Annotated in this window: 14 protein-coding genes; 5 read left to right on the top strand and 9 right to left on the bottom strand. The window is 68.2% G+C overall.

What is annotated here, in order from left to right:
* Positions 1 to 3 precede the first annotated feature (3 nt).
* The gene (locus JAN5088_RS14610) at positions 4 to 621 is read right to left on the bottom strand and encodes a thiamine phosphate synthase (RefSeq protein WP_055683559.1); all 618 of its coding nucleotides are present in this window, start codon (positions 619 to 621) and stop codon (positions 4 to 6) included.
* Positions 622 to 694: 73 nt separating this feature from the next.
* On the opposite strand from JAN5088_RS14610, the gene JAN5088_RS14605 reads away from it, so the two are divergent.
* From JAN5088_RS14605 to JAN5088_RS14595, 3 genes are read left to right on the top strand one after another with little or no spacing between them, the layout of a single operon-like run.
* Positions 695 to 1,432 (top strand): RNA methyltransferase, encoded by a 738-nt coding sequence (locus JAN5088_RS14605; RefSeq protein WP_055683558.1) that lies wholly within the window; start codon positions 695 to 697, stop codon positions 1,430 to 1,432.
* Positions 1,433 to 1,466: 34 nt separating this feature from the next.
* A complete protein-coding gene (ctaA, locus tag JAN5088_RS14600) occupies positions 1,467 to 2,597 on the top strand; it encodes a heme A synthase (protein WP_055683557.1) in 1,131 nt (376 codons plus the stop codon).
* 4 nt (positions 2,598 to 2,601) lie between these two features.
* The gene (locus JAN5088_RS14595; RefSeq protein WP_055683556.1) at positions 2,602 to 4,068 is read left to right on the top strand and encodes a carboxypeptidase M32; all 1,467 of its coding nucleotides are present in this window, start codon (positions 2,602 to 2,604) and stop codon (positions 4,066 to 4,068) included.
* Between the two features lie 4 nt (positions 4,069 to 4,072).
* Here the strand turns inward: JAN5088_RS14595 and JAN5088_RS14590 are convergent, their stop codons facing one another.
* The 8 genes from JAN5088_RS14590 to JAN5088_RS14555 all read right to left on the bottom strand — a co-directional run bounded on the left by JAN5088_RS14590 (position 4,073) and on the right by JAN5088_RS14555 (position 14,605).
* A complete protein-coding gene (locus JAN5088_RS14590) occupies positions 4,073 to 4,960 on the bottom strand; it encodes a dimethyl sulfoxide reductase anchor subunit family protein (protein ID WP_055683555.1) in 888 nt (295 codons plus the stop codon).
* Positions 4,960 to 5,709 carry a 4Fe-4S dicluster domain-containing protein gene (locus JAN5088_RS14585; protein ID WP_055683554.1) on the bottom strand — a complete coding sequence of 250 codons (750 nt, stop codon included), beginning with the start codon at positions 5,707 to 5,709 and terminating at the stop codon, positions 4,960 to 4,962. The genes JAN5088_RS14590 and JAN5088_RS14585 overlap by 1 nt, the downstream gene beginning before the upstream one ends.
* 22 nt (positions 5,710 to 5,731) lie before the next feature.
* On the bottom strand, positions 5,732 to 8,542 hold the full coding sequence (locus JAN5088_RS14580) for a molybdopterin oxidoreductase family protein (protein ID WP_055683553.1): 2,811 nt from the start codon (positions 8,540 to 8,542) through the stop codon (positions 5,732 to 5,734).
* Positions 8,539 to 9,510, bottom strand: a complete 972-nt coding sequence (locus JAN5088_RS14575) for a phosphate acyltransferase (protein ID WP_055683552.1) — start codon at positions 9,508 to 9,510, stop codon at positions 8,539 to 8,541. Before JAN5088_RS14575 ends, JAN5088_RS14580 begins: the two co-directional genes overlap by 4 nt.
* 28 nt (positions 9,511 to 9,538) lie before the next feature.
* Positions 9,539 to 11,317, bottom strand: coding sequence for a sulfoacetaldehyde acetyltransferase (gene xsc, locus JAN5088_RS14570; protein ID WP_055683551.1), 1,779 nt, complete (start codon positions 11,315 to 11,317; stop codon positions 9,539 to 9,541).
* A 121-nt stretch (positions 11,318 to 11,438) separates the two neighbouring features.
* Positions 11,439 to 12,911: a MocR-like pyridoxine biosynthesis transcription factor PdxR gene (pdxR, locus tag JAN5088_RS14565; protein ID WP_055683550.1), complete on the bottom strand. Its 1,473-nt coding sequence runs from the start codon at positions 12,909 to 12,911 to the stop codon at positions 11,439 to 11,441.
* A gap of 42 nt (positions 12,912 to 12,953) precedes the next feature.
* Complete coding sequence (locus JAN5088_RS14560; protein WP_055683549.1) at positions 12,954 to 13,178, bottom strand: hypothetical protein; 225 nt, start codon at positions 13,176 to 13,178, stop codon at positions 12,954 to 12,956.
* A gap of 38 nt (positions 13,179 to 13,216) precedes the next feature.
* Positions 13,217 to 14,605 (bottom strand): aminotransferase family protein, encoded by a 1,389-nt coding sequence (locus tag JAN5088_RS14555; RefSeq protein WP_055683548.1) that lies wholly within the window; start codon positions 14,603 to 14,605, stop codon positions 13,217 to 13,219.
* A 260-nt stretch (positions 14,606 to 14,865) separates the two neighbouring features.
* Here JAN5088_RS14555 and JAN5088_RS14550 point away from each other — a divergent pair, with 260 nt between their 5' ends.
* Both JAN5088_RS14550 and JAN5088_RS14545 read left to right on the top strand, forming a co-directional pair.
* Positions 14,866 to 15,678 (top strand): taurine ABC transporter substrate-binding protein, encoded by an 813-nt coding sequence (locus JAN5088_RS14550; protein WP_055683547.1) that lies wholly within the window; start codon positions 14,866 to 14,868, stop codon positions 15,676 to 15,678.
* 77 nt (positions 15,679 to 15,755) lie between these two features.
* Positions 15,756 to 16,559 carry a taurine ABC transporter ATP-binding protein gene (locus tag JAN5088_RS14545; protein WP_055683546.1) on the top strand — a complete coding sequence of 268 codons (804 nt, stop codon included), beginning with the start codon at positions 15,756 to 15,758 and terminating at the stop codon, positions 16,557 to 16,559.

The following is a 16,559-nucleotide window of genomic DNA, read 5'->3' as shown; positions in this document are numbered from 1 at the left end:
CGGTCAGGCGGTGAAGGCTGCCGTCAGGCGGGCCAGTTCGGCGGCCGGGTCGTCGCTGGACCAGATCTCCTCGCCCAGGGCGATGAAATCGGTGGATTGCGCCAGCGTGGCAATGGTGTCGGCGTCGAGCGCGCCTTCGGCCACGACCGGAAGCTCGATCATCTCGGACCACCATTGGAACAGTTCGGGATCGGCCCGCTCGCCGCTGCCCAGGGGTGTGGGGCCGGCGGGACCGAAAGCGACGTAATCGGCGCCGGCCTCGCCCGCCGCCATCCCGTCGTGGCGCGAGGTGCCGCAGAAGGCCCCGATGATCGGGTCCGGTCCCCAATCGGTGCGCAGCTTTCGCGTCAGGCGCGGGTCGGTCAGATGGACGCCGTCGAGGCCCAGCGACTGCACGAGGGCGACGTGATCGCTGACGACGATCGGCACGTCGAAGCGATGCGCGACCTCGCGGCAGAGATCGCCCGCGCGCATCACCCGGTCTTCGTCCCGTGTCGCCAGATCAAGGCGCAGGCAGGCGATGTCCCGCGCGTCGAGCACGGCCGACAGGCGGTCTGCGAAGGCGGCGTCGATCTCGGGCGGGGTGACGAGGTAGATCTGCGGTGTCTCGGTCATGGTCATGTTCCCCTGGTTGCCGCCCGGATTAGCGGGCCGGACATTGCACCGCAAGCCGGGCCGGGGTAGGGCGCGGATCATGACGGATACCCCCCCGGCCTTCATCCTCGTCCGCCCGCAGATGGGCGAGAACATCGGCGCGGCCGCGCGCTCGATGCTCAACTTCGGGCTGGATCACATGCGCGTCGTGGCGCCGCGCGACGGCTGGCCCAACGAACGCGCGGTTGCCCTGGCCTCGGGCGCGGGGCGGGTGCTGGACGCGGCGATGCTGGCGCAGGACACAGGCGCGGCGGTGGGCGACTGCAGCTTCGTCTTCGCCACCACGGCGCGCGACCGCGACCTGACGAAACCCGTCTACTCGCCCGAGGCGGCGATGGCCGAGGCCCGCGCGCGGGGCCTGCGCGGCGAACGCGTCGCCATCCTGTTCGGGCCGGAGCGGACGGGGCTCGAGAACGACGACATCGCGCTGGCCAATGCCATCGTCTCGGTGCCGACGAACCCGGCCTTCGCGTCGCTGAACCTGGCGCAATGCGTGCTGCTCATCGCCTACGAATGGCGCCGGGCCTGCGCCGCGCAGGTGCCGGTCAGCACGGCCATGGCAGGCACCGAATGGGCCACGCAGGCCGAGGTTTCCGCCCTGTCGGAGCATTTCGAGCGGACGCTCGACACCGCCGGGTTCTTCTGGCCCGAAGGCAAGGCGCCCGCGATGAAGCGGCATCTGAGGAACCTCTGGTCGCGGCTGCCGCTGACGCGGGCGGACGTGCAGACGTTCCACGGGATGATGCGACAGATGGTGCGCTGGAAGGAGCGGGGCTGACGCGATACGTCACGCCCGACGAAGGGGAAGCGACATGGCCAAACGTCCGATATTCGAGGAAGTCACCACGGCGGAACGCCCCGCGGCCCGCGGCGGCGCGATCGACGCCGCGCGGCGCGGATCGCGCGGCGCGGCGCGCGTCTGGCTCGCCGTCCTGTTCGCGCTGGTCGTGGCGATGATCGCCGTGGGCGGGCTGACGCGGTTGACGGGCTCGGGCCTGTCGATCACCGAATGGCGCCCCGTGACCGGGGCCCTGCCGCCCATGTCGGCCGAAGCCTGGCAGGCGGAGTTCGACAAGTATCGCGTCATTCCGCAGTACCAGCTTCTCAACAAGGGGATGGAGCTGTCGGAGTTCCAGTTCATCTACTGGTGGGAATGGGGCCACCGGCAACTGGGCCGGATCATCGGGCTGGTCTGGGCCATCGGGTTCTTCGGCCTGCTGGTGACGCGGAGCATGCCGGTGGGGTGGACGGGGCAGTTCCTGGCGCTCGGCGTGCTGGGCGGGCTGCAAGGGGTCATCGGCTGGTGGATGGTGTCGTCGGGCCTGACGGGCACCATGCTGTCGGTCGCCTCCTACCGGCTGGCCGTCCATCTGGGGCTGGCTTTCGTGATCCTCGGGCTGATCGCCTGGTACATGCTGTCGATGTCGCGGCCCGGCGGGGCGCTGATGCAGGCCCGCCGCCTGTCGGAGGGGCGGCTGGTGCGGGCGGGGTCCTGGCTCATCGGGCTCACGTTCTTTCAGGTGGTGCTGGGCGCGCTGGTGGCGGGGATCGACGCGGGGCGCAACTACATCGACTGGCCGCTCATGGCCGGCGGCTTCACCCCGCCCGGCATGTGGGATCTGGAGCCGTGGTGGCGCAACCTGTTCGAGAATGACGGAACCGTGCAGTTCTTCCACCGCATCACGGGCTACATCCTGTTCGCGGTGATCGTCGGCGTCTGGTGGGTGTCGCGCCGGTCGGCCAACCGCAAGACGACGCTGGCTTTCATGGGCGTGATGCACATGGCGATCGTGCAGATGGTGCTGGGCATCGTGACGGTGATGCATTCCTCGCCCTGGTATCTCGCGATCCTGCATCAGTTCGGCGCGGTGATCCTGCTGGCGCTGGCGGTGCGCGCGCGGCATCGGGCGAAATACCCGCTGCCCCAATCGGTGAGGGCCTGAGACCATGACCGCCTACGACGACCTGATGGCGTTCCAGCGCACGACCGAGGCGCTGGCCGAAGTGGCCGCCCGCACCGGCTGGGACCAGGAGACGGTGATGCCGCGCGGCGCCGCGCCCCAGCGGGCGGAGGAGATGGCCGCGCTGGAGGAGGTGCTGCACGCCCGCCGCACCGACCCCCGGCTGGGCGAGTGGCTGGAGGCGGCCGAAGCCCCGGACGACGTGGCCCGCGCCAACCTGCGCGAGGTACGCCGGACCTTCGAGCGCAACCGCAAGGTGCCCGCCCGGCTGGCCGCCGAACTGGCGCGCGTCACCTCGCTGGCGCAGGGGCAATGGGCCACCGCCCGCGCGACCCAGGATGCCGCGTCCTTCCTGCCGGTGCTGGCCGAAGTGCTGCGTCTGCGGCGCGAGGAAGGTGCGGCGCTGGCCGATGGCGGCGACCCCTACGACGCGCTGATGCAGGATTATGAGCCGGGGGGCAGCGCCGCCGACATGGCCGCGATGTTCGACGCCATGCGCCCCCGCCTGGTCGCCCTGCGCGAACGCGCGCTGTCGGGCGGCCCCGCGCCCGCGCTGTCGGGCCGCTTTCCGGCCGCCGGGCAGATGGCGCTGGCGGCCGAGGTCGCGCGCGCCTTCGGCTATGACATGCAGCGGGGGCGGCTGGACCTGGCGGTGCATCCCTTCAGCTCGGGCAGCGGGCTGGATGCGCGGATCACGACGCGGGTGGACGAGGAAGATCCGTTCAATTGCCTCTATTCGACGATCCACGAGGTCGGCCACGCCGCCTATGAACAGAACGTCGCGGCGGAGCATCTGCTGACGCCGATCGGACAAGGCGTGTCCATGGGCGTGCACGAAAGTCAGTCGCGCAGCTATGAGAACCAGATGGGCCGGTCCGAGGCGTTCTGCGGCTGGCTGTTCGGGCGGATGCGCGACACTTTCGGCGACATCGGCGTCGCGTCGGAGCGGGAGTTCTATCGCGCGGCCAACGCCGTGCGCCCCGGGTATATCCGGACCGAGGCGGACGAGGTGCAGTACAACCTGCACATCATGCTGCGCTTCGATCTGGAGCGTGCGATGATCCTGGGCGACCTGCAGGTGGCCGATCTGGAAGCTGCCTGGAGCGACCGTTTTGCCGCCGACTTCGGCGTCGCCGTCGACAGACCGTCCAATGGATTTCTTCAGGACGTGCACTGGTCGGTGGGGCTGATGGGATATTTCCCGACCTATTCGCTGGGCAACCTGTTCGCGGGCGGCCTGATGCAGGCGGTGCGGCGGGATGTGCCCGACCTCGACGCCGCACTGCGACGGGGCAATCCATCGCCCGCGACGGATTGGTTGCGCGACCGGCTGCAACGCTTCGGGGCATTGCGCGGGCCCGCCGAGACGATTGAACATGCCACGGGGCACGCGCCATCGCCCGAGCCGTTGCTGGCCTATCTGGAGACGAAGTTCGCGGACCTCTATCCCTGACCGCTCAGGCGACCTGCCGGCCGGTGTGGGCGCCGTAGTAGAGGCCGACGACGTGTTCGGCCTCCGCGAAGAACAGCCAACGCTGCGCGAAGACGCCCGCCACATAGGACAGGACGGCGAGCGCCACCGGCAGGTGATGCGCCCCGAACAGCAGGATCAGCGCGACCGGCACCGGCGTCATCAGGACCAGCGCGATCACGCGCAGCTTGACGGCGTGCTTGCGCGCGACGCGGAACACCATCTCACGCGTCAGGTAGTTTTCGCCCGTGTGCGGCTTTTCCCAGAGGCTGACGCGGCCGCGCAGTTGCGTGGCGGTGCCGATGGTCGATCCAGCCTCGGCGAAGCGGCGATCGCCCTTCCACCAGTGGAACAGGACCGCCGCGCCCAGCAGGATCAACAGGATCACGGCGAGCATCGGGTTGTTCGACAGAAGCGCGCCCCCGGCCAGCGATGCGGTCAGGAACACGACGGGCGTCGCGGGCTGGTTCCAGCGCGGCACCGTCCGCAGTTGGGTGTAGATCATCGCCGTGGTGAAGACGGTCGTCAGCGACAGCGCCGCGCCGAGCCATCCGAGCGGCGCGAGGGTGACGCCGAAGAACACCTGAAACAGAGCGAAGACGCCCATGACGAGCAACGCCAGAACCGCCGCCCACCCCTCGCGCGACAGCCATGACGTGCGCCATTGGCTGTAGCTGAGCCAGGCGTTCTTGGGGTTCTTCAGATGGAACACCGAGGCGAGCAACCCGCCGACCGCCAGCACATAGGCGATCAGGTAGAAGCCGAAGGCGATGCCCCCGGTGACGACGGGCAAGCCCAGCCCGAGGAAGAACAGCAGGCCGAAGCCCGCGCCTGACAGCGTCGAGAAGATGATGACGGAGGGCGCGGGCTGCATCAGAGCTTTTCCAGCGCGCGGTCGAGCCAGCCCAGGAACCCCTGCGGCGTCTCGTCCACGGGGGCGAGGAAGGGGGCCAGCACGTCCTCCGGCACGTCGTCCAGCGTGTCGCGGGGGCGCGGCGGAAGATACTGGTTGACGGGCTTCGTGCCCTGTTCCGGCATCAGGTCCAGGCCGCCCCGGTCCGCCACCAGGCGCGACACGTCGCTGTCGGGGTCGCCCAGGTCGCCGAAGTGGCGCGCGCCCGCGGGGCAGGTCCGCACGCAGGCGGGTTGCCGGTCGATCTCGGGCAGCGTCTCGTTATAGATGCGGTCGACGCAGAGCGTGCATTTCTTCATCACGCCCGCCGCCTCGTCCACCTCCCGCGCGCCGTAGGGGCAGGCCCAGGCGCAGAGGCCGCAGCCCATGCAGGCATCCTCGTTCACCAGCACGATCCCGTCCTCGGCCCGCTTGTAGCTGGCGCCGGTGGGGCAGACCGTGACGCAGGGCGCATCCTCGCAATGCAGGCAGGACTTCGGGAAATGCGTCGTCTGCGCCGCGCCCGTCGCGGGCTGAACCTGATAGCTGTGGATGCGGTTCAGGAAGGTTCCGCTGGCCTGACCGTAGGGGTCCTGATCCGACAGCGGCACGCCGTAGTTCTGCGTGTTCCACCCCTTGCAGGCGATGACGCAGGCATGACAGCCGACGCAGGTATCGAGGTCGATGACCAGGCCCAGCTTTTTCGTGGTGGCCTCCGGCAGGGCGGTCATGCGGCGTTTCCTTCCGGGGCGGTCACTTCACCACCCATGCCAGTTCGTCCGGCCCCTTGCCCACGGGGCTTGCCTGCGCGCCGGTGTCGGGGCGGGTCACGCGGTCGGCGGGGGCCACGACCCTCTCGACCTTCACCTTCAGGTCGAACCAGGCCGCCTGACCCGTGATCGGATCGGAGTTCGACCAGCGCATTCCGTCGCCGCGCGGGGGCATCAGCTCGTGGATCAGATGGTTGAGAAGGAACCCCTCGTTCGACTCGGGCGCATTGTCATGCAGGCCCCAGGCCCCGCGCCGCTTGCCGATGGCGTTCCAGGTCCAGATCGTGTTGCCGTTGAGTGCGGGCATATGCGCCACCGGAACGGTGATGTTCCCGTGCGGCGAGGCGATGCGCGCCCAGTCGCCCTGCGCAAATCCGTGCCGCTCCCACAGGTCGGTGGGCAGGTACATCGGGTTGTGCCCATGGATCTGCCGCAGCCAGGCGTTCTGGCCGCCCCAGGAATGATACATCGCCATCGGCCGCTGTGTCAGCGCATGGACGGTGTATTCGCCATCCTCCGCGCCGCCGGGTGGATACCAGATGGGCAGCGGGTCCATCGTGGCGCGGATGCGGTCGCGCAGATGGTCGGGGGGCTGGATGGACCCATGCCCCTCCGCCGCCAGCTGGAACCGGCGCAGAGGTTCGCACCAGAGGGTGAACAGATAGGGGGACGCCTTGTCGAACAGACCGATTTCGACCGCCCATTCCTGATACGCCATGTTCCACGGCTTGTAGAACTGCGCCGCCTCGGGGATGTGCGCGACGCAGAAGCCCCCGTTGTCGATATAGCGGTCAAGTTGCTGCGGGTTCGGCGCACCGCGCCCCGTCTCCTCACCGTTGCCGCGCCAACCCATCAGCGGGCCGATGCCGGGTCGGCGTTCGTGGCGCACCATGTAGTCGGCGTAATCCGCGAACTTCTGGCTGCCGTCGTCGTTCACGAAACCCGGCAGGCCCAGCCGCGCGCCCAGGTCGATCAGCGCCGACTGGAACCCGCGCACGTTGCGGTCCGGCTCCACCACCGGCCAGCGGATCGCATCGGCAGCCGCCTCCGCCTCGCAGATGGGGCGGTCCAGCAGGCTGATGCAGTCATGGCGTTCCAGATAGGTCGTATCGGGCAGGATGAGGTCGGCATAAGCCACCATTTCGGACGAATAGGCGTCGGAATAGATGATGTGCGGGATGACGTAGTCGCCGTTCTCATCCGTGTCGGACAGCATCGCCATGGTGCCGGAGGTATTCATCGACGAATTCCACGCCATGTTCGCCATGTACATGAACAGCGTGTCGATCCTGTAGGGGTCGCCCGCGTGCGCGTTCGAGATGACCATGTGCATCATCCCGTGCGCCGACATGGGGTTTTCCCAGGTGAAGGCCTTGTCGATGCGCGCGGGCGTTCCGTCGTCGCGAAGCGCCAGATCCTCCGGCCCGTGAACAAAACCCAGGTGCGGACCGTCGAGCGGCGCGTTCGGCGCGTGGCGGCGGTGGGGCTTGGGGTGCGCGGTGGCAGGCTTGGGGTAGGGCGGCTTGAACCGGAAGCCGCCGGGGGTCTCCACGCTGCCGATGATGATCTGGAGCAGGTGGAGCGCGCGGCAGGTCTGGAACCCGTTGGCGTGGGCGCTGATGCCGCGCATGGCGTGCATCGCCACGGGGCGGCCCTTCATCGTCTCGTGTCGTCGGCCGCGGAAATCGGTCCAGGGGATCGGAAGCTCGATCGCCTCGTCGAAGGCCACGCGCGCGATCTCGGCGGCAAGCGCGCGAATTCGCGGGGCGGCGATGCCGGTGCGTGCGGCCACGGCTTCGGGCGCGTATTCGGGCGACAGGTACTTTTCTGCCATGTGCTGGAACACGGTGCGGTGGCGGATGCCGTCGACCACCCACACGCCGGCCAGATCGGGGTTCACGTCCGGCGCGTCGTAGCAGCGGGCGCGCTTCTCGGTGCGGTCCCAGACCAGCTTGTGCCCGTCGTCGTCCAGCAGGGCGAGGCCGTGCTTGGGCGACGCCGGGTCCGCGTCGATCAGAACCGGCGCGTCGGTGAAGTCGCGCAGGTATTCAAGATCGATCTTGCCGGCCTTCATCAGGCAATGCACCAGCGACAGGATCAGCAGGCCGTCGGTGCCCGGCGTGATCCCGAACCAGTCGTCGGCGATGGCGTTGTAGCCCGACCTGACCGGGTTCACGCCGACCACGCGGGCGCCGTTCTTCTTGATCTTGCCCAGCCCCATCTTGATCGGGTTGCTGTCGTGATCCTCGGCCACGCCGAACAGGATGAACAGCCTGGTCCGGTCCCAGTCGGGCTGCCCGAACTCCCAAAAGGCGCCGCCCATGGTGTAGATGCCGCCTGCCGCCATGTTGACCGAGCAGAACCCACCGTGGGCGGCATAGTTGGGCGTACCGAAGGCCTGCGCCCACCAGGACGTGAAGCTCTGCGACTGGTCGCGGCCGGTGAAGAAGGCGAGCTTTTCCGGCGCCGTCTCGCGGATCGGGCGCAGCCAGCCTTCTGCGATGGCATAGGCTTCGTCCCAGCCGATCTCCTCGAACTGACCCGACCCGCGCGGACCCGTCCGCTTCATCGGCGCGCGCAGGCGGGACGGCGCGTTGTGCTGCATGATCCCGGCGCTGCCCTTGGCGCAGAGGACGCCGCGGTTGACCGGATGGTCGCGGTTGCCCTGGATATAGGCGACCTTGCCGTCCTTGATGTGCACGTCGATGCCGCAGCGGCAGGCGCACATGTAGCAGGTCGTCTTGCGGATCTCGTCCGAGACTTGGGGCGACAGGTCCAGGACCGGCTGGTTCATTCGCGCGCCTCCACCTGGGCCGAGGTGACGGCGATCATGTCGATGATGTCGTCCGCCGTGCAGCCCCGGCTCAGGTCGTTCGCGGGTTTCGCCAGCCCTTGCAGGACAGGGCCGATGGCCGTCGCGCCCCCGATGCGCTGCGCGATCTTGTAGCCGATGTTGCCCGCGTCGAGGTCCGGAAAGATCAGCACGTTGGCCTGCCCCGCCACGGGGCTGCCCGGCGCCTTGGACGCCCCCACGCCGGCATCGAAGGCGGCGTCGAACTGAAGCTCTCCGTCCACGTCGAAGGGCGCGTCGGACAGAAGGTCGAGGGCTTGGACCACCTTGTTGACCGCCATGTGGTGCGCGCTGCCCTTGGTGGAGAAGCTCAGCATCGCCACCTTCGGCTCCACCCCCAGAAGCGCGCGGGCCGAGGCCGCCGACTGCCGTGCGATGGCGGCAAGTTGCTCCGGGTCGGGGTCGATGACCAGTCCGCAATCCGCGAAGATCATCGGCGCGCCCGGGCGCTTCGGATGGCTGTCGGGCAGCACCATGAGGAAGAAGCTGCTGACCAGCGGCGCGCCGGGCGCGGTGCCGATCACCTGCAACGCCGTGCGGACCGTTTCGGAAGTCGTGGCGACGGCGCCCGCGATGGTGCCGCAGGCCAGCCCCGCGCGCACCATCAGCGCCGCATGGGTCAGCGGATCACGCACGGCGACCACCGCGTCGTCGCGGGTGGGGTGGCGGCGGGCGCGGGCGGTCATCCAGACGTCGATCAGCGCCTCGGTATCGGCAGTCGCCGGGTCGCGCAGGGTCACGCCCTCCGGTGCTTCGGTCCCCTCGGGCGCAAGAATGGTCACGCGCGCCAGCCCTTCGGCCACCGCGCGCCGCGCCGCTTCGCGCACGCGCGGATCCGTGCCCTCGGCCAGGACGATGTGGCGCGGGGTGGCGCGGGCGCGGTCGCGCAGGGTGGCGAGCGGCGAGGTCATGGCGCCGCCTTTATCGGGCAGGGACAGGTCATTCCGCGGCGACGTTCATGTCGTTCCGGTTGACCCCGGCCACGCGCACGGGCTTCTTCATGGCGTCCCGGCGGAACGGGTCGCCCAGTTCCTGGTTCAGGATGACCTCGATCAGGGTGGTAATGTCGTTTTCCATCTGCTCCTTGATCGCCGTGTTCAGCGCCTCGGTCAACTCATCCATCGTGCGGACCTGCACGCCCTTCAACCCGCAGGCCTGCGCGATGCCCGCATAGCTGACCTTCATGTCCAGTTCGGTGCCCACGAAATTGTCGTCGAACCACAGGGTCGAGTTCCGCTTTTCGGCGCCCCACTGGTAGTTGCGGAAGACGATCTGCGTGATCGCGGGCCACTCGTCGCGGCCGATGGCGGTAAGTTCGTTGACCGCGATGCCGAAGGCCCCGTCGCCCGCAAAGCCCACGACCGGCACGTCCGGCCGACCTATCTTGGCGCCCACGATGGCGGGCAGGCCGTAACCGCAAGGGCCGAACAGGCCGGGTGCCAGGTATTTCCGCCCCTCGTCGAAGTCGGGATAGGCGTTGCCGATGGCACAGTTGTTGCCGATGTCGCTGCTGATGATCGCCTCGCGGGGCAGGGCGGACTGGATCGCGCGCCATGCCTGACGCGGCGACATCCAGTCGGGGCGCGCGGCGCGGGCACGCTCGTTCCAGGTGGTGCCGGGATCGTCCTCCTCATGGTCCAGCGACGAAAGCTCCTGCTTCCAGGCCGATTTCGTCTGGGCGATGCGGGCCTTGCGGTCCTCGCGCCCGGCGTCGCCCGCGTCGTCGGACAGCCGGTTGAGGATGCCCGTCGCCACCTTGGCCGCGTCGCCCACGATGCCGACGGTCACCTTCTTCGTCAGGCCGATGCGGTCGGGATTGATGTCCACCTGCACGATCTTCGCGTCCTGCGGCCAGTAGTCCATGCCGTATCCGGGCAGGGTCGAGAAGGGGTTGAGCCTCGTGCCGAGGCACAGCACCACGTCCGCGTCCCGGATCAGCTCCATGCCCGCCTTGCTGCCGTTGTAGCCCAACGGGCCGGCGAACAGGGGGTGGCCGCCGGGAAAGGCGTCGTTGTGCTGGTATCCGACGCAGACCGGCGCATCCAGACGCTCGGCCAGTTGCATCGACGCGGCGATTCCGCCGTCCGACAGCACGACTCCGGCGCCGTTCAGGATGACGGGGTTCTTGGCCTTCGACAGGATTTCCGCCGCGCGGGCGATGGAGTTCTCGCCGCCGGGCGAGACCTCGAACTCGACCGGGTCAGGGATCTCGATGTCGATGACCTGGGTCCAGAAGTCGCGGGGAATGTTGATCTGCGCGGGGCCCGACAGGCGCTTGGCCTTGGCGATCACGCGGGTCAGAACCTCGGCCACGCGGGTCGGGTCGCGGACCTCCTCCTGATAGGCGACCATGTCCTCGAACAGCTTCATCTGCTCGACTTCCTGGAATCCGCCCTGGCCGATGGTCTTGTTGGCAGCCTGCGGCGTGACCAGCAGAAGCGGCGTGTGGTTCCAGTAGGCAGTCTTCACGGCGGTGACGAAATTGGTGATGCCCGGTCCGTTCTGGGCGATCATCATCGACATCTCGCCGGTGGCGCGCGTGTATCCGTCTGCCATCATTCCCGCCGACCCTTCGTGCGCGCAGTCCCAGAAGGTGATGCCGGCACTGGGAAAAATGTCTGAAATCGGCATCATGGCCGACCCGATGATGCCGAAGGCATGGCGGATTCCATGCGCCTGAAGGGTTTTGACGAAGGCTTCCTCGGTCGTCATCTTCATTGGGGGCTCCTCCCGATCTGTCGGACATGGGGCAGTCCGCCCCGGTCGATGGTCTGGCGCGACACTAGGGGGTCGGTCCAGACGGCGTTAGGTCCAGCACATGACCCGCCCTAAGGCCAGATCAGGCGCCGAAGGCCATGGCCACGCCTTCCTGCGCGATGCGGCGGATGCCTTCGGGGATGTCGTCCACCGGGATCGACGAATAGGCCAGACGGTAGTGCGTGCCGGGGTCGCGCCCCGCTCCGAAGAACACGCCCGCCGGTTCGATCAGCACCTGCCGCGCGCGCAGGCGCCGGGCCAGTTCGGCCGCCTCGACCCCCGGCGGCGCGCGCATCCAGAAGGACGAGCCGCCGAAGCCGCTCGCCCCCGCGACGGTCAGGCCGTGGGTCTGGATCGCTACTTCGGTCACCGCGCGGCGTTCGCGGTAGGCGCGGGCCATACGGTGCACCTGCGCGTCGTAGTGCCCCTGCGCCAGGAAGTAGGCCGTGGCGCGCTGGATGTGGCCGGGGACATGGCGCACGATCAGCGACCGCAGGGCGCGAAGCTCACGGATCAGCGGCTCGGGCGCCACGACATAGCCCAGCCGCAGCCCCGGAAACAGCGACTTGGCGAAGCTGCCCAGATAGGCGACGCGGCCGCCGCGATCGAGCGATTTCAGCGCGGGTGTGGGTGAGGACGTGAAGGCCAGTTCGAACTCGTAGTCGTCCTCGACGATCAAGAAGTCATGCGTTTCGGCCCGCGCCAGCAACTCCCGCCGCCGCGCGACGGGCATGGTGGCCGATGTCGGACACTGGTGCGAGGGGGTGACGAAGACCACGTCGGTCGCCGCGGGGACGTCGGCGGGGGGCAGGCCATGGACATCGACCGGCACCTCGGTCGCGATGCAGCGCGACTGGGTCAGGATCTCGCGCAGGGCGGGGTAGCAGGGGTATTCCATCGCCGCCGTCCGCCGTTGCGTCAGCAGGACCTGCGCCAGCATCCAGAGCGCGTTCTGCGCGCCCAGCGTTACCAGAACTTCCCAAGGCTCCGCCACGATGCCGCGTCGAGGCAGGATGTGGCGGATGATCTGATCGACCAGCAAGGGGTCGTCGCGGCCATAGCTGTCTTCGGTCAGCGCCGCGAAATCGCGCGCGCCCAAGGCCTGCAACGCGCATTTGCGCCAGTTCTGATGGTCGAACAGGCGCGGATCGGTCTGCCCGTAGATGAACGGATAGCGATAGCTGCGCCAATCCTCGGGCCGCAGCATGATCTCGGCGGGCGGAAACCGCTGGCCGATGGCGCGCGACCAGTCCACACGCGATTCCGCCGGGGCAGGGGGCGTGAAACTGAGCGGACGGGGGGCGCTTTCGCTGACGAAGAATCCGGAGCGGCCGCGCGACGACAGGTAATCGTTCGACACGAGGTCGGTGTAGGCCAGCGTCACGGTGATCCGACTGATGCCGAGGTGCCGGGCCAGACCCCGGGACGAGGGCATCCGCTCCCCCGCGCGGAAGCGGCCCGCCAGGATGCCGGCGGTCACGATCTCCTGCAACTGGCGTTGAAGGGTGCCGCGGTACGCGGGGTCGAGGATGAACTGTTCGACGGCGATAGGCATGGATTGGACTTATACGCCAACCCGGCTGGACTCAGGAAGCCCTCACTCCCGCCCCTGCCACAGCGCCATCGCGGCGCAGGCCGGGACGAACAGCGACACGAGCGCCAACCACAGCACCCAGAGCGCGATGGTCCCGCCCGACACCGTCTCGACCAGATGCCCCAGCCCGCCCACGTCGAGCCAGACGAGCGCCGCCGTCAGAAGCGTGGCGCAGGTGATGCCGCAGGCGATGGCCGACAGCCAGAAGATGGCGGGGCGCGGATCCATCCGGGACAGATAGACGCGCGCGCCGTGCGGGCAAGACCCTAGGTGAAGACGCGGCCCAGGGCGCCGTCGACCGCCGACAGGATCGCGTCGATGTCGTCCTTTTTGGCGATCAGGGCGGGGCTGAAGCACAGGGTGTTGTTGTGGCCCGGCACCGAGCGGTTGGTCGCGCCGATGATGACGCCCTGCTCCATGCAATCTGCCACCACGGCCTGCACCTTCTTTTCCGCCGCAGGCTCCCGGGTGTCGCGGTCTGCGACCAGTTCCGCGCCGAGGAACAGCCCCTTACCGCGTGCTTGTCCGATGACGCGGTGCCGGTCGGCCAGCGCATGCAGCCCGTCAAGCATGTAGTCGCCCATGGCGGTGCAGTTCGCCAGCAGATCCTCACGCTCGATGATGTCCATGTTGGCCAGCGCGGCGGCGGGCCCGGCGGTGCAGCCGCCGAAGGTCGAGATGTCGCGGAAGTAGTGCATCGGATCGTCCGGCGCGTCCTTGAACATCTCGAACACCCGCTCCGACGTGGCGCAGCAGGAGATGGCGGCGTAGCCCGAGGCCACCCCCTTGGCCATGGTGACGAAATCGGGCTTCACGCCGTAATGCTGATACCCGAACCAGGTGCCGGTGCGGCCCACGCCGCAGACGACCTCGTCGATGTGCAGCAGGATGTCGTATGTCTCGCAGATCTCCTGCACGCGGGCCCAGTATCCTTCGGGGGGCACGATGACGCCGCCGCCCGCGGTGATCGGCTCCAGGCACAGCGCGCCTACGGTGTCGGGGCCCTCGCGCAGGATGACCTCCTCGATGGCGTCGGCGGCGCGGCGGCCGTAATCCTCGACGTCGCCCCAGCCCTGGTCGGCCTTGCGGTACTCAAGGCAGTGCGGCACCTCGACGAAGCCCGGCGTATAGGGGCCATATTGCGCGTTCCGCTCCTGCTGGCCGCCCGCCGAGAGGCAGGCGATGGTCGTTCCGTGATAGTCGCGGTCGCGGTAGAGGATCTTGGACTTGCGGCCGCCGTGATGGCGGTGGCTGATCTGCCGGACCATCTTGAACGCCTTCTCGTTCGCCTCCGACCCCGAGTTGGCATAGTAGAGCCGCGTCAGCCCCGGCATCTTTTCGGTCAACCGTTCGGCAAAGCGGGCGCCGGGGATCGACCCGGCGGACTGGGCGAAATAGTTCATCTTGACTAGCTGGTCGCGCACGGCATCGGCGATCTCGGTCCGGCCATAGCCCACGTTCACCGTCCAGACGCCGCCCGAAACGGCGTCCAGATGCTCCTTCCCGCGCTGGTCCCAGACGCGCATCCCCTTGCCCTCGACGATGATTCGCGGGTCGTTCGTCTCCAGCGGCTTGTGGGGCAGAAGATGGTGCCAGACGTGGGCGCGGTCGGCCTCGACGATGGCGGACATGTCATTGGGGGTCAGGGTGTCCATGGAATCTACTCCTCGGCGGAACGGGCGCGGGGGGCGGCGCGGCCCGCGCGATTATGGAACAAGCGCATGGATCGGCGCCATTCGATAGGGCCAGTGGCCATGGGGCGCTAGGTCCAGCTTACGGGAGCTGTTGCCCGGTGCGCCGCGCCGCCTCTAGGCTTCGATCTTGCCCCTCTGGGTCGGGACTGTTCCGGCGGGGTGACAAGGGGCCTTCAGATGCCCCCCGGCAACCGGCAGACAATCGGGAGAGAGAGAACCCTATGTCCCTGACATCCAAGCTCATGGGTGCGGCGGCGGCGGTGGCGCTGTTGACCGGAGCGCAGGGTGCGCTGGCCAAGTCCAGGGAAATCACCGTGGCCTATTTCAAGGATTGGCCGCTGCCCTTCCCCGTGGCCAAGAACGCCGGCCCCTCCGAGGATGAGCTGGGCGTCGACGTCAACCGGGTCGCCTTCGACACCGGCACCGCCATGTCGGCCGGGATGGCCTCGGGCGACGTGCAGATCTCGGTCAGCCAGGATGTGCCGCCCTTCGGCGTGGCGACCAGCGCCGGGCAGGACATCAAGAAGCTCGACGTCGCGGTCAGCTATTCCGACAACGACAACTGCGTCGTGGCTTCGAAGTTGGAGATCGACGAGGAGACTGCCAAGGACCTCGACGGCAACAAGGTCAGCGTGCCAATCGTCACCGCCGCGCATTACGGCTTTTTTGCGCAGATGGCGCATTTCGGCGTGGAGGTTTCCGTCATGGAAGTTGTCGGCATGACCCCGCCCGATGGTGCGTCGGCCTTCGTACGGGGTGCGCTCGACATGGTCCGCGGCTACGGCGGATCGCTCGGCCGGATGAAGGAGCACGGCAACGTCCTGCTCATCGGCGACGAGACGGACGACCTTGGCGTCCTCGTGTTCGACGGCACCTCCGCGCCTGCATCCTTCGTCGCGGAGCGGCCCGATCTTCTGGCGGAGTTCCTGTCGGTGCCGACCGACGCCACCGCGCGCTGGAATTCCGGCCCGGAGGCGCAGGCAGAGATGCTGCCGATCATGGCCACCGAATCCGGCCCGGCCAGCGCCGACTGACGCGCGACGACACTTCGGGGCGGCCGGGCGGGGGTCCGGCCGTCCGCACCGAACAGCAAATCATGGGGAAACCTCGGATGAACGGACTGTCCATCGAGAACGTCTCGATGCGTTTCGATCTGCCCAACGGCAGCTATGTTCAGGCGCTGCAAGACGTCTCCCTTGCCGTGGACGACGGAGGGCTTCTGTCCGTCCTGGGGCCTTCGGGCTGCGGGAAGACCACGCTTCTCAACATCGTCGCGGGCTTCCTCGCGCCCACTGGCGGGCGGGTCGTCCTGCACGGCAAGACCGTCACCGGCCCGTCCGCCGACCGGGCCATGATGTTCCAGCAGGGCGCCCTGTTCGAATGGATGTCTGTGCGCGAGAACGTGGAGTTCGGCCCGAGGATGAAAGGCACGCCCAAGGCCGAGCGCGCCGAGAAGGCCGATCATCTGCTGGAGATCACCGGCCTGCGAAACTTCAAGGACAAGGCCATCTACGAGCTTTCGGGCGGAATGCAGCAGCGCGTGGCGTTGGCGCGATGCCTGGCCAACGACCCCGACATCATCCTGATGGATGAGCCGCTGGGCGCGCTCGACGCGCTGACGCGGGAAAAGATGCAGGGCCTTGTGCTGAAGCTGTGGAAGGAGACGGGCAAGACCGTCATCCTCATCACCCGCTCGGTGGAGGAGGCGCTACTTCTGGGCGAGCGTCTGCTGGTCATGGCGCCGCGCCCCGGCCGCATCCATCGCGAATACCGTCTGCCTTTCGCGAAGGCCGGGGTGAGCCAGGACCTGCGCGCAGTGAAGAAAGACCCGGAGTTCGGGCGCACCCGAGACGAGATCCTGTCGATGATCTGGGAGATGGAGGAAGAAATCATGGGCCGGACGGAGAAGGCGTGA

Origin of the sequence: Jannaschia rubra, assembly GCF_001403735.1 — a bacterium.
GTDB lineage: Bacteria > Pseudomonadota > Alphaproteobacteria > Rhodobacterales > Rhodobacteraceae > Jannaschia > Jannaschia rubra.
This window is presented reverse-complemented; position numbering and strand designations above follow the sequence as displayed.